Origin of the sequence: Mycolicibacterium stellerae (assembly GCF_003719305.1) — a bacterium.
In the GTDB taxonomy this organism is placed as follows: domain Bacteria; phylum Actinomycetota; class Actinomycetes; order Mycobacteriales; family Mycobacteriaceae; genus Mycobacterium; species Mycobacterium stellerae.
On record NZ_RARC01000009.1, the window covers coordinates 173,194 to 191,425 of the forward strand.

At 68.3% G+C, this 18,232-nt stretch carries 16 protein-coding genes; 5 read left to right on the plus strand and 11 right to left on the minus strand.

What is annotated here, in order from left to right:
• Positions 1 to 4 precede the first annotated feature (4 nt).
• The 9 genes from murD to D6M19_RS14250 form a co-directional block, all read right to left on the minus strand.
• Positions 5 to 1,438 (minus strand): UDP-N-acetylmuramoyl-L-alanine--D-glutamate ligase, encoded by a 1,434-nt coding sequence (murD, locus tag D6M19_RS14210; RefSeq protein WP_123025856.1) that lies wholly within the window; start codon positions 1,436 to 1,438, stop codon positions 5 to 7.
• A complete protein-coding gene (gene mraY, locus D6M19_RS14215; protein WP_123025857.1) occupies positions 1,431 to 2,510 on the minus strand; it encodes a phospho-N-acetylmuramoyl-pentapeptide-transferase in 1,080 nt (359 codons plus the stop codon). The genes murD and mraY overlap by 8 nt, the downstream gene beginning before the upstream one ends.
• A complete protein-coding gene (locus D6M19_RS14220) occupies positions 2,507 to 3,988 on the minus strand; it encodes a UDP-N-acetylmuramoyl-tripeptide--D-alanyl-D-alanine ligase (protein ID WP_123025858.1) in 1,482 nt (493 codons plus the stop codon). Before D6M19_RS14220 ends, mraY begins: the two co-directional genes overlap by 4 nt.
• A complete protein-coding gene (locus D6M19_RS14225; RefSeq protein ID WP_123025859.1) occupies positions 3,985 to 5,508 on the minus strand; it encodes a UDP-N-acetylmuramoyl-L-alanyl-D-glutamate--2,6-diaminopimelate ligase in 1,524 nt (507 codons plus the stop codon). Before D6M19_RS14225 ends, D6M19_RS14220 begins: the two co-directional genes overlap by 4 nt.
• Before the next feature lie 42 nt (positions 5,509 to 5,550).
• Complete coding sequence (locus D6M19_RS14230; protein ID WP_164478485.1) at positions 5,551 to 7,464, minus strand: peptidoglycan D,D-transpeptidase FtsI family protein; 1,914 nt, start codon at positions 7,462 to 7,464, stop codon at positions 5,551 to 5,553.
• Positions 7,461 to 8,474, minus strand: coding sequence for a cell division protein FtsL (locus tag D6M19_RS14235; protein ID WP_123025861.1), 1,014 nt, complete (start codon positions 8,472 to 8,474; stop codon positions 7,461 to 7,463). The genes D6M19_RS14230 and D6M19_RS14235 overlap by 4 nt, the downstream gene beginning before the upstream one ends.
• The gene (rsmH, locus tag D6M19_RS14240) at positions 8,474 to 9,652 is read right to left on the minus strand and encodes a 16S rRNA (cytosine(1402)-N(4))-methyltransferase RsmH (RefSeq protein ID WP_206428526.1); all 1,179 of its coding nucleotides are present in this window, start codon (positions 9,650 to 9,652) and stop codon (positions 8,474 to 8,476) included. The genes D6M19_RS14235 and rsmH overlap by 1 nt, the downstream gene beginning before the upstream one ends.
• Positions 9,627 to 10,058: a division/cell wall cluster transcriptional repressor MraZ gene (mraZ, locus tag D6M19_RS14245; protein ID WP_123025863.1), complete on the minus strand. Its 432-nt coding sequence runs from the start codon at positions 10,056 to 10,058 to the stop codon at positions 9,627 to 9,629. The genes rsmH and mraZ overlap by 26 nt, the downstream gene beginning before the upstream one ends.
• Positions 10,059 to 10,318: 260 nt before the next feature.
• Positions 10,319 to 10,723, minus strand: a complete 405-nt coding sequence (locus D6M19_RS14250; RefSeq protein ID WP_123025864.1) for an SCO2097 family morphological protein — start codon at positions 10,721 to 10,723, stop codon at positions 10,319 to 10,321.
• Positions 10,724 to 10,948: 225 nt separating this feature from the next.
• On the opposite strand from D6M19_RS14250, the gene D6M19_RS14255 reads away from it, so the two are divergent.
• The 4 genes from D6M19_RS14255 (at position 10,949) to D6M19_RS14270 (ending at position 14,930) form a co-directional block, all read left to right on the plus strand.
• Positions 10,949 to 11,551, plus strand: coding sequence for a GNAT family N-acetyltransferase (locus D6M19_RS14255; RefSeq protein ID WP_164478486.1), 603 nt, complete (start codon positions 10,949 to 10,951; stop codon positions 11,549 to 11,551).
• A gap of 26 nt (positions 11,552 to 11,577) precedes the next feature.
• Complete coding sequence (locus D6M19_RS14260; protein ID WP_164478487.1) at positions 11,578 to 12,261, plus strand: LppM family (lipo)protein; 684 nt, start codon at positions 11,578 to 11,580, stop codon at positions 12,259 to 12,261.
• 90 nt (positions 12,262 to 12,351) lie between these two features.
• The gene (gene idsA2, locus D6M19_RS14265; RefSeq protein WP_123025865.1) at positions 12,352 to 13,431 is read left to right on the plus strand and encodes a bifunctional (2E,6E)-farnesyl/geranyl diphosphate synthase; all 1,080 of its coding nucleotides are present in this window, start codon (positions 12,352 to 12,354) and stop codon (positions 13,429 to 13,431) included.
• Positions 13,432 to 13,436: 5 nt separating this feature from the next.
• Positions 13,437 to 14,930, plus strand: a complete 1,494-nt coding sequence (locus D6M19_RS14270; protein WP_234834850.1) for an alpha-(1->6)-mannopyranosyltransferase A — start codon at positions 13,437 to 13,439, stop codon at positions 14,928 to 14,930.
• Here D6M19_RS14270 and D6M19_RS14275 read toward each other — a convergent pair.
• On the minus strand, positions 14,885 to 15,289 hold the full coding sequence (locus tag D6M19_RS14275) for an Rv2175c family DNA-binding protein (protein ID WP_123025866.1): 405 nt from the start codon (positions 15,287 to 15,289) through the stop codon (positions 14,885 to 14,887). The two genes, D6M19_RS14270 and D6M19_RS14275, sit on opposite strands and share 46 nt — an antisense overlap.
• Positions 15,290 to 15,365: 76 nt before the next feature.
• On the opposite strand from D6M19_RS14275, the gene D6M19_RS14280 reads away from it, so the two are divergent.
• Positions 15,366 to 16,577, plus strand: coding sequence for a protein kinase domain-containing protein (locus tag D6M19_RS14280; protein WP_123025867.1), 1,212 nt, complete (start codon positions 15,366 to 15,368; stop codon positions 16,575 to 16,577).
• 6 nt (positions 16,578 to 16,583) lie between these two features.
• Here the strand turns inward: D6M19_RS14280 and D6M19_RS14285 are convergent, their stop codons facing one another.
• Positions 16,584 to 17,972, minus strand: coding sequence for a class II 3-deoxy-7-phosphoheptulonate synthase (locus tag D6M19_RS14285; protein WP_123025868.1), 1,389 nt, complete (start codon positions 17,970 to 17,972; stop codon positions 16,584 to 16,586).
• Positions 17,973 to 18,232: the final 260 nt, after the last annotated feature.

Here is an 18,232-nt window from a genome sequence, read left to right on the forward strand (position 1 = left end):
GCCGCTACCGGGTTGCGCGCACGGCGGCGGCGAAGGCATCTCCGCGCTCGGCGTAGCCGCTGAACTGGTCGAAGGACGCGCCCGCAGGGGCCAGCAGCACCGTGTCGCCATGGCGAGCCAGCCTGCGCGCCGCAGCAACCACAGCGGTCATCAAGCGAGTCACAGAATTAACATCTGACTCATTTGTCTCAGGCACCTCAGAATCCTCCCCCGTCACAACCTCCACAACGGGGACATCCGGGGCGTGTCGCGATAACGCATTGGCGACCAGTGCCCGATCCCGGCCGATCAACACGGCGCCGACCAGCCGATTCGACACGTCGGAGACGAGTTCGTCGACAGATGCGCCCTTGAGCAGACCACCGGCGATCCACACCACCCGCGGGTATGCGGCGATGGACGCGTGCGCTGCGTGCGGATTGGTGGCCTTGGAATCGTCGACGTAGGTCACGCCGTCGATCTCTGCGACCACCTCGGCCCGGTGCGGGCCGACGTGGAACGACGACAACGCATCGGCGATGGCGGCCGCGGGCACGTCGACGGCGCGGGCCAGAGCCGCGGCGGCCAACGCGTCGAGAACACCGACGGGCCCTGGCACGGGGACCGACGCGGCATCGGCGAGCACAAGGCCGTCGGCGAAAGCCCGGTCGATCAGCGCGCCGTCGCGAACCCCCAGCTGCCCGGCGGCCGGATCGCCGAGCGTGAAGCCGACCCGCACCGCTGCGGCGGCACCGTCGAGCAGCCCGGCGGCGATCGGATCGTCGAGCCCGACGACCGCGACCCGGCCGTCCAGCGCCCGCGCCTTGTCGGCCGCGTAGGCGTCCATCGAGCCGTGCCAGTCGAGGTGGTCCTCCGCGACGTTGAGCACCGCGCCTGCGTCGGGCCGCAGCGACGGTGCCCAGTGCAGCTGGAAACTCGACAGTTCGACCGCCAGCAGCTCGGCGGGCTCGGCCAGCATGTCGATCACCGGATTGCCGATATTGCCGCACAGCACCGCGCGTCGCCCGCCCGCGACCAGCATCGCGTGCAGCATCGACGTGGTGGTCGTCTTGCCGTTGGTGCCGGTCACCACCAGCCAGCGCTTCGGGGTGCCGAACCAGCCGGCCTGATCCAGCCGCCACGCCAGCTCGACGTCACCCCAGATCGGCACGCCCGCGGTCGCCGCGGCGGCCAAAACCGGTGCGGTGGGCGGAAATCCGGGGCTGGTGACGACAAGGGCGTAGTCGGTGATCCGGTCGACGGCCTCGACCGTGGTGACGACGGTCGCGGGCGTGATGAGGCGTTGAAGGGCCAGCGGGTCGTCGTCGCAGATGGTCAGGCGCACACCCGTCGGCTCGAGCGCGGCGCCCACCGAGCGGCCCGTGATGCCTGCCCCGGTCACCAGCACGCGGGTGCCGGGCGTGAGCGGCGCAACTGCAGAGCGGACCACGTCAGGCACCAACGGTGGTGAGCCACTCGCTGTAGAAGAGCGCCACCCCGAGGCCGCACGCGATCGCGGTCAACAGCCAGAAGCGGATGATCACCGTGGTCTCCGCCCACCCGACGAGTTCGAAGTGATGGTGGAACGGCGCCATCCGGAACACGCGGCGCCCGGTGGTGCGGAACGCGAGGATCTGCACCACCACCGACGTCACCTCGGCGACGAACAGTGCACCGAGCACCACCGCGAGCATCTCGGTGCGGCTGAGCACCGACAGCGCGGCGATGATGCCGCCGAGCGCCAGCGAGCCGGTGTCGCCCATGAAGATCTTCGCGGGAGCGGCGTTCCACCACAGGAACCCGATACACGCCCCCGCCGTCGCGGCGGCGATCAGTGCGAGGTCAAGCGGGTCCCGCACGTTGTAGCAGCCGACCCCCGGCGCCGTCGCGCACGCGTTGCGGAACTGCCAGAAAGTGATGATCACGTAGGCCGCACAGACCATCGCCATCGCGCCCGCGGCCAGCCCGTCGAGCCCGTCGGTGAAGTTCACCGCGTTCGACCATGCGTAGACGATCAGCACGCCGAACAGCACGAAAATGGCGGGAGCCAGTGTGACCGTGGCGATTTCACGCACGTAGGACAGTTCGGCACTGCCGGGCGTGAGGCCGTCGGCGTTGCGGAACTGCAGGGCCAACACGCCGAACAGCACAGCGGCCAGCAGCATGCCGACCGTTTTGGCGCTCTTGTTGAGGCCGAGGTTGCGCGATCGGCGGATCTTGATCAGGTCGTCGATGAATCCGACGATGCCAAGGGCGGTCGCCAGACCGAGGGCCAACAGGCCCGATGCCGACGGGCCGCGGCCGTCGAGCGCCAGCCCCACCAGGTGGGTGCCGAGGTAACCCGCCCAGATGCCTGCCAGGATCGCGACGCCGCCCATCGACGGGGTACCGCGCTTCTTGTGGTGGCTCGGCGGGCCGTCCTCGCGGATCTCGTGGCCGAAACCCTGCCGGGTGAACAGCCCGATCAGGACAGGGGTCAGCAGGATCGACACCGTCAGCGCGATACCGACGGCGATGAGGACCTGCCTCATGAGGCGACCAACGCCTCAGCCAGCTTTCCCAGCCCCGCAGCGTTCGATGCCTTGACGAGCACCACATCCCCCTCGCGAAGTTCTGCTCGCAACAATTCCAGCGCGGCGTCAGCGTCGTCGACCATGGTGGCCTCCCCTCCCCACGAGCCCTCCATGACCGCCCCGTGATGCATGGCGCTCATAGATCTCCCGGTTCCCACGACGATGAGTCGACTGACATCTAATCGCACCGCCAGCCGGCCGACGCGGTCGTGTTCCGATATCGCGTCGTCGCCGAGCTCGGCCATCTCGCCGAGCACCGCCCAGCTGCGCCGCGGCTCGGTGCCCTGGCGCGCCATCCAGGCCAGCGACTTCAGCCCGGCCAGCATCGAATCCGGGTTGGCGTTGTATGCGTCGTCGATGACGGTTACCCCGTCTTCGCGGGTGCTGACGTTCATCCGATGCTGCGACACCGGGCCCGCGCCCGCCAGTGCGGTCGCGACCTGTGCGCCGCTGGCTCCGCACTCCAGCGCGACGGCGGCCGCGCACAGCGCATTGGACACCTGGTGTTCGCCGTGCACAGCCAGCGAGATGTCGGTTTCGACGCCGCCGGCATGCATTGTGAAGTGGGGGCGGGCCACCTCGTCGAGCGCGACCGGGCCGGCCCACACGTCCGCGCCGGGTGACCGCGACACCCGAACCACCCGGGCCGCGGTCTGTTCGGCCATGCCGGCAACGGCGTCGTCGTCGGCGTTGAGGATCACCACTCCCGATGACGGAACAGCTTGTGGGAGTTCGGCTTTGGTGCGTGCGATGGCCTCGCGAGAACCGAACTCGCCGAGATGGGCGGTGCCGACGTTCAGCACGACCCCGATCGACGGTGGGGCGATCGAGGCAAGCGCCGCGATGTTGCCGGGATGGCGGGCAGACATCTCCAGGACCAGATAGTCGGTGTCCTCCCCCGCCCGCAGCATCGTCCACGGGGTGCCAAGCTCGTTGTTGAACGAGCCCGGCGGGGCGACCACCTCGCCGAGCGGAGCGAGCACCGCAGCGACGAGGTCCTTGGTCGAGGTCTTACCCGACGAGCCGGTGATGCCGACGATCGTCAGGCCACCCGCCACCAACTCCGCGGCCACCGCGGCGGCCAGCCTGGCCAGTGCGGCAAGCACGGCCGCGCCCGATCCGTCCGTGTCGTACTCCAAAACGCTGGCTCCCGCGTCGGTTGCGGCGTCGGTGCGTGGCGTGACGACGATCGCAGGCACTCCCACCGGCCGCGCGGCCAACACCGCTACCGCACCGGCTGCCACCGCCGTCGCCGCGAAGTCATGGCCGTCCGACCGCGCGCCGGGCAGTGCGATGAACAGCCCGCCGTCGGTCACCGCCCGCGAGTCGAACTCGACCGTGCCGGTCACCCTGGTCGCAGCGGCGTCGGCGGCCGAGATATCGGCGAGCTCACCACCGACGATGTCGGCGATCTGGGCGAGGGTCATGGCGATCATGCGTCCGGCCCAAGCGCCTCGATGGACCCGGCCAGCTCGTCGCGGTCGTCAAACGGCCGGGTAACGCCGTTGCTGGTCTGGCCCGCCTCGTGGCCCTTCCCCGCGATCAGCACGACGTCCCCCGCGCGGGCCCACGCGACGGCGTGGTCGATCGCTTCGCGCCGGTCGCCGATCTCGACGACCTGTGCCGGGCCACCCGCCGTGCCCGCGACGATCGACGATCGGATCGAGGCGGGATCCTCGTCGCGCGGGTTGTCGTCGGTCACCACGACGAGGTCGGCGAGTTCGGCCGCCACCTGGCCCATCGGCTCGCGCTTGCCCGGGTCGCGGTTTCCGCCCGCGCCGAATACCACCGCGACCCGACCGGTGGTCTGCCCGCGCAGGGTCTCCAGCACGGCGCGCAGCGCCCCGGGCTTGTGGGCGTAGTCGACCAGCGCCAGGAAGGGCTGGCCGCGATCGATGGGCTCGAGTCGGCCGGGCACCCGTGCATCGCGCAGCCCTGGCGCGGCCTGTTCAGGTGACACCCCGACCGCGTCAAGCAGCGCCGCGGCGAGCAGACAGTTGGCGACGTTGTAGCGGCCGGGAAGTCCGATGCGCAGCCCGTGATGCACTCCGGCGGGATCGACGGCGAAGAACTCCTGTGCGCCGCGCTCGACCGTGCGGATGTCCTCGACGCGCCAGTCGGCGGCCTGGTCGGTCGCGCTGACGGTGACCGGGTCAGGCGCCAGCTCGGCCATGGCGCGGCCCGCCTCGTCGTCGATGCATACCACCGAAGCGGCTGCGGCCGTTGGTGATCCGGGCGCGAACAGTCGCGCCTTGGTGTCGAAGTAGTCCTCCATCGTTGGATGGAAGTCCAGATGGTCACGAGACAGGTTGGTGAAGCCGCCGACCGCGAACTCGACGCCGTCGACGCGTCCGAGGCTCAGCGCGTGGCTGGACACCTCCATCACCACGGTGTCGACGTCCTGTTCGAGCATGAGCGCCAGCAGGGCCTGGAGGTCGGGCGCCTCGGGTGTGGTCAGCTTGCTCGGCAGATCCTCACCCGCGATCCGGATGCCGACGGTGCCGATCAGGCCCGCGACCCGATCCGCCGCCCGCAGCCCCGCCTCGACCAGATAGGTGGTGGTGGTCTTGCCCGATGTGCCGGTCACCCCGATCACCCGAAGGTGCCACGACGGGTTGCCGTACACGGTGGCCGCCAGCCCGCCGAGCACCGACCGCGGGTCGGCGCGGACCAGCACCGGCACCGTCGCGTCGCCGCCCATGTGGGTCAGGCCGTCCGAGTCGGTGAGCACGGCGACCGCGCCGCGCTCGATCGCGTCGGCCGCGAAGAGTCCGCCGTGCGACGACGCGCCGGGCAGCGCCGCGAACAGATCCCCCGGCTGGGTGTCCTGGCTGCGCAGAGTCACGCCGGTGACCACGGTCTCCCGCCCCGTTCCTGCAGGCGCGATGACCGCGCCTATCCGGTCGGCCAGTGGGCCGAGCGCCTGGCCGGCGGGATGCGAGGGACGCAGCTTCATGGCGATGACACAGTACCGGCCCGCCTTCCGGCGGCCCCGCCCTCAGGTGGCTTGCAGCGTAAGCGGCGGGCCGGGGTCGGGCGAGAGCGGGATGTTCTCGCGCTGCAGCAGCCAGCTGGCGATGTTGTGGAACAGCGGCGCCATCGTCGTGCCCGGCTGGCCGTCGGCGGTGCGGTGCGGGTTGTCTGCCATGATGCCAACCACATAGCGCGGGTTGTCGGTGGTGACCATGCCCGCGAAGGTGATCCAGTAGACGTCGCTGTAGTAGCAGCCGCAGGCCGGGTTGATCTTCTGCGCGGTGCCGGTCTTCCCGGAAAGCTGGTAGCCCTCGACCGCCCCGGTTGAACCGGTGCCTTGCTGGTAGCCCATCGGGTCGCGCTGCAGCGTGGCGCGCAGCATGTTGCGCACGGTGATCGCGGTCTGCGGGGAGACCACCTGCACGCCGTCGGGACGAGGTTCCTCGGTCCTGGTGCCATCGGGAGCGATGGTGGCCTTGACGATGCGCGGCGGGATGCGCATGCCGTCGTTGGCAATGGCCTGGTACATGGCCGTCATCTGCAACAGCGTCATCGAAAGGCCCTGTCCGATCGGCAGGTTCGAGAACGTGCTGCCCGACCACTGATCGATCGGCGGGACCAATCCCGCGCTCTCGCCGGGCAGGCCGACGTTGGTGCGCTGACCGAGTCCGAACTTGTCAAGCATCTCGGCGTACCGCTCCGGGCCGACTCGTTGCGCCAGCATCAGCGTGCCGACGTTTGAGGACTTACCGAAGATTCCGGTGGTGGTGTAGGGCATCACGCCGTGCTCCCACGCGTCGCCGACGGTGACCCCACCCATGTCGATGGAGCCGGGCACCTGCAGCACCTCGTCGGGGTTGGACAGCCCGTACTCGATCACCGAAGCGGCGGTGACGATCTTGTTCACCGAACCCGGCTCGAACGGTGACGAGACGGCCGGGTTGCCCAGCTCGCGGCTGTCCTGGCGGCCGATATCCTGGCTCGGATCGAACGTGTTGTCGTTCGACATCGCAAGCACCTCACCGGTTTTCGCGTCGAGCACCACCGCCGACACGTTGCCGGCGCCTGAGGCATCCTTGGCCTGCTGCACCTGCTGTTGAACGTAGAACTGGATGTCGTCGTCGAGGGTCAGCTGGACGGTCGAACCGTTGACGGCGGTGTGCCGGTTGCGGTAGCTGCCGGGAATCACCACGCCGTCGGAGCCGCGGTCGTAGGTCACCGACCCGTCGGTACCCGCCAGGGTGGCATCGAGGGAATCCTCGAGGCCGAGCAGGCCGTGGCCGTCCCAGTCGATGCCGCCGACGATGTTGGCGGCCAGCGAGCCGCCGGGATACTGGCGCAGGTCTTGCCGTTCGCTACCGACCTCGGGGAACTTCTTGGAAATCGCCTCGGCGATGGCGGGATCCACCGCACGGGCCAGGTAGACGAACGACTCGTTGCTCTTGAGCTTCTTGAGCACCGTCTTGGCGTCGGGCTTGTTGTTCAGCCGCGACGCCACCTCGGCGGCGATGTCGCGCAGCCTGCCATCGGGATCGGGCGCTTCCGGCGTCTTCTGCCTGGCATCGGCGAGCTGTTTGCGGATCTTGACGGGCTGGAAGGTCAGCGCGCGCGCCTCGATGGTGAATGCCAGCTTGTCTTCGTTGCGGTCGACGATGCTCCCGCGCAGAGCCTGGTCGACGTCGGTGACCTTGAGCTGACCCGCCGCCTCGGCGCGCAGCCCCGCCGCCCGCGGCACCTGCAGGTTGAACAGCTGCGCTGCCGCGACGATGAGGACAAGGAAGATGACGGCGTTGCCGGCCCGATGCCGGAATACGAACGACGCACTGCGCAAACCGGTGTCGGTGTCTGGCGCCCGGGTGCGGCGGGCACGGGCCGACCGCCCCTGACCGGGGCGCGGCGGTGGGGTCTTGCGGGCGCGCTGGCCGGTGTCGCGGCTCACGTCGTTGCGCCGGGGACGGTCACGGTGACCGGACCGAACTGCTCCGCGGGTGCAGGCGCGGCAGGTGCGACCGGCCCAGGCGGGGCAGATGCGACCGGCGCAGGCGCGGCAGGCGGCCCCGGCAACGGCCCTGCCAACGGAGCAGCCAACGGCTCTGCGGGTCCGGGCGCGGGTGGCTGGCCGCTGGTTCCGTGCGGGCTGTCGGGCAGTGGCGCCGCCAACGGGACGCCTGCCGGATCGGGCGCGGGAGCGGGCGCTGGCGGCTGCGCCCGGTCAGGCACCCGGACGACCATTTCGCGAGGATCGGCGACCGGCGGCGGTGCGGGCCTGCTCGCGGCGGCCTGGGCAGGCGGCGCAGGGGTGTCGTCGGGAAGCGGCACGTTGAGCGGCGGCGGCGGAACGCCTTCGGCCGGTTTGGGAGTGCCGACCACGACCCAGTTGCCTGCCGGATCCTGCACGAGGTGCGCAGTATCACGTGACGGGATCATGCCCAGCTCGCGGGCTGACTCGGCGAGGGCTGGTGCGGCCTGGGCCTCCAGCACGTCGCGCTCGAGGGCTTCCTTCTGCTGCTGCAGCGCCTGATTGATCTCCCTGGCGCTGCCCAACTGATACGACCGCTCGGCAGCGTCTGTCGACAGCCACAATGTGACGCCAAGGCCAAGCCCGAGCGACCCGATGACCAGCACCACAAACGGGACCCTGGCTACCAGCGTGCGCGGGTTGAGGTCGATCTCCGAGATCCGGACCAGCAGCCGCTCCCGCAGGAGTGGCCGGATAACCTTGGGCGCCTTGGCTTTCCGCGCCTTCGCGCGGGCCTTTGCCTGGCTGGCATTCTTCGGCCGGACCGGCTTGATCTGCGGCCGGGCGATCGGCGCAGTGTCGGTCGCGCGCGGCCGTCCCCGCCGCGGTGGCGCGTCGGGCGTGCGGCGTTGCGCTCCGCGCACGGGCTGACGCGTGGTGCGCCTGCGCTCGTCTGCGCCGCGCACTGCGGTGGATCGCTTGGCCTTCATCAGACAGTCCCTTCTGACCTTCCGGCAATCTTTTCCAGTGCCCGAAGCCGCACGGACGCGCTTCGTGGGTTGAGTTCGATCTCGCCCGCCCCCGCACGCTCGGCGCCGCGGGTCAGGCTCACGAATTCCGGCTCGTGCCCGGGGAGTTCGACGGGCAGTCCTGGCGGGGTGCGCGACGCCGTCGCCGCCGCGAAGACGTTCTTGACGATGCGGTCCTCCAGTGACTGGTAGGACATCACCGCGATACGCCCAGCCGGGCCGAGCGCGTCCATCGCGGCGGGCAGCGCGGCGCGCAGCACGTCCAGCTCGCCGTTGACGGCGACACGCAGCGCCTGGAATGTGCGCTTGGCCGGATGTCCACCGGTGCGGCGGGCCGGCGCCGGGATCGCCTCGTAGAGCAGCTCGACGATTTCGCCGGTGCGGACGAACGGCCTGCTGGCGCGCCTGCGGACGATCCTTGAGGCGATTCGGCTCGCGAACCGCTCCTCACCGAACTCACGCAGGATGCGCGCAAGCGACTTCTCGTCGTAGGTGTTGACGACTTCAGCTGCGGTCAGCTCTGCGTCTGGATCCATCCGCATGTCCAGCGGCGCGTCGGCCGCATAGGAGAAGCCGCGCTCGGTGCGGTCCAGTTGCATCGAAGACACGCCGAGGTCGAACAGGATCCCGTCGATCTTCGGATGGCCGGATTCGCTTGCCCAGTAACCTGATTCGGCGAGGACAGCTTCGATCCCGTCGAATCTCGCGCGGGTGAGCAGGACACGATCGGCGAATGGCGCGAGGCGCTCGCCGGCGATCCACAGGGCGTCGGGATCGCGGTCAAGACCGACGAGCCGCAGCCCGGGCAGCTCGGTGAGGAACCGCTCGGCGTGTCCACCTGCCCCCAGGGTGGCATCCACCAGCACGGCTCCGAAGCCGTCGGGGCTGCGCCGTGTCAGCGCGGGCGTGAGCAGTTCGACGCAGCGGTCGAGCAGGACCGGGACGTGTCCGTGGTCGCCGGCCGCCCGGCCGGATGTGTCAGCCATGGCAAGCCCTCCGAAGAAAGGCGCCGCTGCACCGGGGTCCCTGTCCGAGCGCGCGGACCTGGCGTTGGGGAAGTACGCCAGGGCCGGCTCGGACAGAGGCCGCGATGCACGGTCCCCTAAGCCCCAATCAAATGATGTCGCGCAGAATTTCATCGCTGGCCGCGGAGAAGTTCTCTTCGTGCGTCTCTTGGTAGTCACGCCAGGCCTGGGCATCCCAGATCTCCAGGTAGTCGACCGAGCCGATCACCACGCAGTCCTTGGAAAGGTTGGCGTAGCGGCGGTGGTCGGCCGACAGCGTGATGCGGCCTTGCGAGTCCGGATGCTGTTCATCGGTTGCGGCAGCGAGGTTGCGCAGGAAGGCCCGCGCATCCGGGTTGCTTCGGGACGCTTTCGACGCTCGCCTGGCCAGTGCCTCGAACTCGGTGCGCGGGTAGACGGCGAGGCTGTGGTCTTGGCCCTTGCTGACCATCAATCCTCCTGCCAGCGCGTCGCGGAACTTGGCGGGCAGCGTCAGCCGCCCCTTGTCGTCGAGCTTTGGCGTGTAGGTGCCGAGAAACATCCCCGCCACCTCCCGCCGGTGATGGAGCCCCGGTCGCTCCAACACACGCCACTTTACCCCACAATCCCCCACTTTGTGCCAAACGCCAGCAAATGTCCCCACCATTTCCCCACCATTAGGGATCGTGGGCGCGGATCCACCGCGAAGGTCACGGTGCCAACAAGGCAAACAGGCAGCTCACACCGCTGTGGGGGGATGTGGGGGACGTGAGCGCAAAAAAATGGGGCAGCCCGTTTGGCTACCCCATTGTGATAAGTGCGTTATTCGTCGAAGCGGCGGCGGAACCGGTCTTCCATCCGGCTGGTGAACGACCCACCCCCACCCTTGGCCCGCTTCTGCCGTGGCCCGCCCTGCTCGGGGCCCGAGCGGTCGCGGCCGCCGGACACCCGGTTGCCGGTGATCGCGAACACGACGCCGCCGAACATCACCAGGAAGCCGAAAACGGAGAGGATCGGGAAACTTCCGATCATGGTGGCTTTGAATGCCACACCGCACACCAGCATCGCCAGACCGATCACGAACAGGGCCGCACCCTGCAGTCGGCGCCGGGCCGACGGGGCACGAAGACCGCCGCCGCGCACGCTCGACGCGAACTTGGGGTCCTCGGCATACAGCGCGCTCTCGATCTGATCGAGCATGCGCTGCTCATGATCGGAGAGTGGCATGCGTCCCTCCTTGCCGCCCGTCGCTTGGTCTCACCGCAGTTTATGTCCGCGGCCGCGGACATCTAACAGTCATGATACGAGGTGAATCTGAGCCGTACCACCTAGTTCACCCCTTTCGATTGTATGACGTGTGCCGCCCAAGTGACCCACCGGCTCGCCATGCCGATAATGGCACTGGCTCTTGGGAGACATGCCCACGACGGCGCAGGAAGGCGGAGACGGAACTTGGCGACATTTCTCATCGATCTGTCGCCTGCCGACATGGAGCGAAGGCTTACCGATGCACTTGGCGTCTACGTCGACGCGATGCGCTACCCGCGCGGCACCGAGGACCAGCGCGCATCGATGTGGCTCGAACACACCCGCAGGGACGGTTGGAAGGCCGTCGCCGCGGTGGAAGTGGCGGATCGGCCGGACGCCGCCACAGCCACGGCCGCCGAGCTGACCGCGGCACCGATAGTGGGCGTCGCCTACGGCTACTGCGGCGCGCCCGACCAGTGGTGGCAGCAGCAGGTCGTAGCGGGGTTGCACCGGGTCGGCACCGACGGGGTGCGCATCGCCGAACTGATGACCAGCTACTTCGAGCTGACGGAGCTGCACATTCACCCCCGCACGCAGGGGCGCGGCCTCGGCGAGGCGCTGACCCGCAGGCTGCTCGCGGGCCGCGGCGAGTCCCATGTGCTTCTGTCCACACCGGAGATCAACGGCGAGTCGAACCGGGCCTGGCGGCTCTACCGCAGGCTCGGCTTCACCGACGTCATCCGCGGCTACCACTTCGCCGGAGACCCCCGCCCGTTTGCGATTCTCGGCCGGTCACTGCCCCTCTGACGGGCCGGGTCTGGCACGATGACCTGGTGTCGAACCGCCGCAGAATTCGCCTGCTGGCGATCGTGCTGCTGCTGGTGATCCTGCCGGCCGCCGTCGGCTGCGTGCGGGTCAGGGCGAGCATCACCGTGTCCCCCGACGACCGCGTGTCGGGGCAGATCGTCGCGGCCGCGAAGCCGCGCGGGGCCGAGGACAAAGGCCCGCAGCTGCTGAACAACCTGCCGTTCAGCAACAAGGTGGCGGTGTCGGACTACGAACGCGACGACTACGTCGGCTCCCAGGCGGTGTTCTCCGATCTGACCTTCGCCGAACTGCCGCAGCTGGCCAATATGAACCGCGACGCCGCTGGCGTCGACATATCACTGCGCCGCGCAGGCGATCTGGTGATCCTCGACGGTCGCGCCGATCTGACGTCGCTGACCGATCCGGACGCCGATGTGTCGCTTTCGGTGTCCTTCCCCGGCGAGGTGACGTCGACGAACGGTGACCAGGTGGCCGCGGAGGTCGTCGAGTGGAAGCTCAAGCCCGGCGTGGTGAGCACCATGTCCGCCCAGGCCCGGTACACCGATCCGAGCGCCCGGTCGTTCACCGGCGCCGCGATCTGGTTGGGCCTGGCGTCGTTCCTTGTGGCCGCCATCCTGGCCGCACTGGCGTGGGTGAACAGGGACCAGTCCCCTCGGTTCGCCGACCCTGCGTCGTCATCACGCCGTTAGCGGCGCCCAGACTTGCTACAAAGCTGTGGTCACGCTCTACTCTGAAGGCACTCACGGCCATCTGCGACTGAAAGGGGCGCCGCGCTGAGCGTGGATACAGCGGCACCGTCAGCCATCGAGTTGGCCAGCGCCGTGACCGACCAACTGCGGGAGTATCTCGAAGAGCGCCGCAGCCAGTGCGCCTACATCGGCACCGACTACGCCGACCTCACCGCGGCGCTCGAGGAGTTCGTGCTCCGCGGCGGCAAGCGCCTGCGACCCGCGTTCGCCTACTGGGGCTGGCGCGCCGTCGCCGACCGAGACGCAGATCCCGCCGCGCTGCGGCTGTTCGCGGCACTGGAACTGCTCCAAGCATGTGCATTGGTGCACGACGACGTGATCGACGACTCCGCAACCCGCCGGGGGCTGCCCACGGTGCACCGCCTGTTCACCGAGAAACACCGCGACAACCGCTGGAACGGATCCTCCGAACAGTTCGGTTTGTCGGCGGCGATCCTGCTCGGGGATCTCGCCCTTGTGTGGGCCGACGACATCGTTGCGACGGCTGAGCTCCGCCCGGACGCACAGCGTCGGGTTCAGCGGGTCTGGGCCGATATTCGAACCGAGGTGCTCGGCGGCCAGTATCTCGACATCGTCGCCGAGTCCAGCGGCGCGACGACGGTGGCGTCGGCGATGAACGTCAACACCTACAAGACCGCCTCCTACACCGTCGCCCGGCCGCTCCAGCTGGGGGTGGCCGCTGCCGCCGACCGGCCCGACGTGCAAGCGATCTTCCACGAGGTCGGCAATGACATCGGCGTCGCGTTCCAGCTGCGCGATGACGTGCTCGGCGTTTTCGGCGATCCGGCGGTGACCGGCAAACCTTCGGGTGACGATCTCCGCTCGGGTAAGCGCACGGTGCTGCTCGCCGAGGCTGTCGAGCTCGCCGACAAGTCCAATCCCGAAGCCGCCCAGCTCTTTCGGTCCTTGATCGGCACCGAGCTGTCCGATGACCAGGTCCGCGAATTGTGTCGGGTCATCGAGTCGGTCGGCGCGCTCGCTGCCGTCGAGCGCCACATCGACCTGCTCACAACGCGGTCGCTGGATGCCATCGGCACCGCACCGATCGACGCGCAGGCGAAGACGGGCCTGTCCAAGCTCGCCAGGTTGGCCGCAAACCGATCCGCCTGACTGTCGTGACAACGTTCGCGCGGCTGTCCGCGTTCACCACCTCACCCGAGGGCAGGCCCGCGCTACTGGGCTTTCTGGGTGCGGTGATGATCACCGCAGGCGGGCTCGGCGCGGGCAGCACGCGTCTGCACGATCCGCTGCTGGAGTCGATGCACCTGTCGTGGCTGCGGTTCGGTCACGGGCTGGTGCTGTCATCGGTGCTGCTGTGGGGCGGCGTCGCGGTGATGCTCTTCGCATGGTTGTGGTTGGGCCGCAGCGTGGTCGACGGGTCCGCACGCGAGTACACGATGGTCGCGACCACCGGCTTCTGGCTGGCGCCACTGCTGGCCTCGGTGCCGGTTTTCAGCCGCGATACGTACTCCTACCTGGCGCAGGGCGCGCTGTTGCGCGACGGCTTCGACCCGTATGCAGTCGGACCTGTCGATAATCCGAACTCGTTGCTGGACAACGTCAGCCCGATCTGGACGACGACGACCGCGCCGTACGGGCCGGCTTTCATCCTTGTCGCGAAGTTCGTCACCTTGCTGGTCGGCGATCACGTGATCGCGGGCACGATGGTGCTCCGGCTGTGCATGCTGCCCGGGCTGGTGCTGCTGATCTGGGCCGCACCCCGACTGGCCCGGCACGTCGGCGCCAACGGCGCCGCCGCGCTGTGGATCTGCGTGCTCAACCCGCTGGTGATCATCCATTTGATGGGTGGCGTGCACAACGAGATGCTGATGGTCGGGCTGATGGCGGCCGGTATCGCGTTGATATTCCAGCGCCATCCGATCGCGGGCAACGCGCTGATCGTGGTCGCGGTAGCCGTGAAAGCCACAGCGGGCCTTGCGCTTCCGTTCATGGTGTGGGTATGGGCCCGCCAGCTTCGCGAAAGCCGCGGCCTGTCGCCGCTGCGGGCGTTTGCGGCGGCAACCGCAGGGTCGATAGCCATCTTCGTAGCGATGTTCGCCGTGCTGTCCTGGCTCGCCGGTGTCGGCCTCGGCTGGCTTACCGCCCTCGCCGGTTCGGTGAAGATCATCAACTGGCTCACGGTGCCGACCGCCGTCTCCAACCTAGTCAACGCCGTTGGCGGACTGTTCTTCCCGGTGAATTTCTATGCCGTCCTCGAGGTCGCCCGGATCATCGGGATCGTCATCATCGCGATCTCACTTCCGTTGTTGTGGTGGCGATTTCGGCACACCGACCGCCAGGTGCTCACTGGCATCGCGTTGGCGATGGTAATCGTCGTGCTGTTCGTACCCGCAGCGCTGCCCTGGTATTACACGTGGCCGCTGGCGATCCTCTCAGCGCTCGCCCAGAGCAGGCGGTCGATCGCCCTGATCGCCGGGTTCTCCACCTGGATCATGGTGATCTTCAAACCCGATGGCAGCCACGGCATGTACTCATGGATCCACGTGCTGCTGGCCACGGCCTGCGCAGCGGTGGCGTGGTATTCGCTCTACCGGGAGCCCGATCAGTACGCCATCGCCTGGGCGCGGCGAACCACCTCGCGGGCCTGATGGCTGTGCAGCGCGTCGACCGGCCGGGCATTGTCCTGGCGATCCCCTGATCCGTCGCGCCTGATCGTCAGCGACGGATCCGGCGTGAACAACCAGCGCAGGATCTCGGTGTTCTGATAGCCGCCGTCGTGCAGCACGACGAGCAAGCCGGCCAGGCTCTTGACCACGTGACCGGTGTCGTCGAAGAACGCCCTCGGCACCACGACCGTCCCTTTGCGGCGGATACCGACCAGGTGACCTTCCCGCAACTGCTGGTGGACCTTCGTCACAGGCACGCCGAGCAGCTCGGCGACATGAGGCAGGTCGTAAACGTCTTCGCCAGGGTCGAGTACATCGTCAGCGGCTGGAATACTGCTCACCGCCCCGAGTCTAGGGCGCGCGACGCGTCCACGTTGGCGCTCCGCGACCACAGTTGCCGCCAATTCGCTCCGTAACATGTGTTCAGTGGAGACCCACCAGCAATCCGACCCGCTCGCAGGGGCCGTGCTGGACGGGCGCTACCGCGTCGACACCCTGATCGCCACCGGTGGGATGTCGGGTGTGTACCGCGGGCTGGACCTCCGGCTGGATCGGCCGGTGGCCCTGAAGATCATGGATTCTCGCTACGCGGGCGACAACCAGTTCCTGACCCGCTTCCAGCGCGAAGCACGCGCCGTCGCGCGGCTGAAGGATCCAGGGCTGGTCGCCGTGTACGACCAGGGCATCGACGGACACCATCCGTTCCTGGTGATGGAGCTCGTCGAGGGCGGCACCCTTCGTGAACTGTTGGTCGAGCGCGGACCGATGCCGCCGCATGCGGTCGCGGCGGTACTGGCACCTGTACTCAGCGGCCTCTCGGTGGCCCATCACGAAGGGCTGGTGCACCGTGACGTCAAGCCGGAGAACGTGTTGATCTCCGACGGCGGCGACGTCAAGATCGCCGACTTCGGATTGGTCCGCGCGATCGCGGAAGCCAAGATCACCTCGACCAGCGTGATTCTGGGCACCGCGGCGTACCTGTCACCCGAGCAGGTCAGCACCGGCGACGCCACCCCTGCCAGCGATGTCTACGGCGTCGGCATCCTCACCTATGAGCTGCTGACAGGCAGCACCCCGTTCACGGGTGACACCGCTCTGACGGTGGCATACCAGCGGATGGACCACGACGTCGCCCCGCCCAGCACCGTGATCGGCGGCGTACCAAAGCAATTCGACGAGTTGGTATTACGCGCGACCGCCAGGAATCCGGTCGATCGCTATCCAGATGCCGAGGACATGGCGGCCGAACTGGAGGCGATCGTCGACGAGTTGGGGTTACCCGACTTCCGGGTGCCTGCGCCGCAGAACTCGGCACAGCATCTGTCGGCGGAGGTACACCGCAGCAGGGTCAGCCAGAACGCCACCACCGACACCGTCCGTCCAGCGCCGCCGCGCCAGCACACCAAGGCACTCACGCGCGGCCCCGACGACTGGCAAACCGACGAATCGGAGTCCGAATCTTACGGCGTAGCAGCACAATTCGCGGGTATCGAGATGAGCGAGTTCTATTGGGCCAGGCAGCGCGCCAAACGCGCGCTGTTCTTCTGGGTGATCGCCGTGCTGGTTCTCACCGGGTCGATCGCGGCAGCCGCGTGGACGATCGGCAGCAACCTGTCCAACCTGATCTAGGCGTGTCTAGTCGCGCAGCATCTCCGCGACGAGGAACGCCAACTCCAGCGACTGCTGGGTGTTGAGCCGCGGATCGCACGCGGTCTCGTAGCGGCCCGCGAGGTCGGAGTCGGAGATGTCTTGTGCGCCGCCGAGACATTCGGTGACGTTCTCCCCGGTGATTTCGACGTGGATGCCGCCGGGATGGGTGCCAAGCGCGCGGTGCACCTCGAAGAAGCCCTGCACCTCGTCGACGATCCGGTCGAAGTGGCGGGTCTTGTAGCCGGTGGACGACTCGTGGGTGTTGCCATGCATCGGATCGCACTGCCAGATGACCTGGTGACCGGCCGCCTGCACCTTTTCGATGATCGGCGGCAACAGGTCTCGCACCTTGTTGTTACCGAGTCGGCTGACCACTGTCAGGCGACCCGGCTCGTTGTTCGGGTCGAGCTTCTCCACGTACTCGACGGCAAGCTCGGGTGTCATCGTCGGGCCGATCTTCACCCCGATGGGGTTGGCGATGACCTCGGCGAACGCGACGTGCGCACCGTCGAGCTGACGAGTGCGCTCACCGACCCACACGTAGTGGGCCGACAGGTCGTAAAGCTTCGGCGTGCCCTCCTCGTCGGTCGAAAGCCGCAGCATCGCACGCTCGTAGTCGAGCACCAAAGCCTCATGGCTGGCGTAGATTTCGGCGGTCTGCAGGTTGCGGTCGTCGACGCCACACGCGCTCATGAACGTCAGGCCGCGATCGATCTCGCCCGCAAGCGCCTCGTAGCGCGCCCCCGCGGGCGAGGTCCGGACGAACTCCCGGTTCCAGTCATGCACCGCGTGCAGCGAAGCCAGGCCCGACGACGTCAGGGCCCGCACCAGGTTCATCGCGGCGCTGGCGTTGGCATACGCGCGCACCAGGCGGGACGGGTCGTGCTCGCGCGCCGCGGCGTCAGGGGCGAAGCCGTTGATCATGTCGCCGCGGTAGGACCTCAGGCCGAGCGCGTCGATGTCGGCCGACCGCGGCTTGGCGTACTGGCCCGCGATACGGGCGACCTTGACCACCGGCATGCTGGCGCCGTACGTCAACACCACCGCCATCTGCAGAAGCGTGCGGATGTTGGCGCGAATGTGCGGCTCGGTGTTGTCGACGAACGTCTCGGCGCAGTCCCCGCCCTGCAGCAGGAAAGCCTTGCCGAGGGCGACGTCGGAAAGCAGGCCCTTGAGCTTCTCGATCTCCGAGGGCACCGTCACCGGCGGCACGCTCTCCAGCACCCTCCGCATCGCCTTGGCCTGCTCGGCGTCCCAGCTGGGCTGCTGTGCGGCCGGCTTGGCCAGTGCGGCGTCCAGCCGGTGCCGCAGGTCGTCAGGCAGCGGCGGCAGGTCCGGCAGCTGGTCGATAGGTACGTCGACGGTCCAGTTCACTCGTCAATGGTAACCAGCGCAAACCGCTCATCAGCACAGCGGGCCGGATCGGCAAACGTAGGGAAACACCCTTTTTTCACAGGTTCTTCGCAGCTAGCGTTTGCCGGCAGGGGGTCACCGACCAGCAGAACCTGCGAAATGGCGTAGCACAAATGTCGAAGGGCAATTTGACGACAATGCCGGTGTTCGCCGCGGCGGTTGCGATTGCCGGCGCAGGGGCGATGACGGTCACAGCACCTGCACAAGCAGCACCGGGCGAC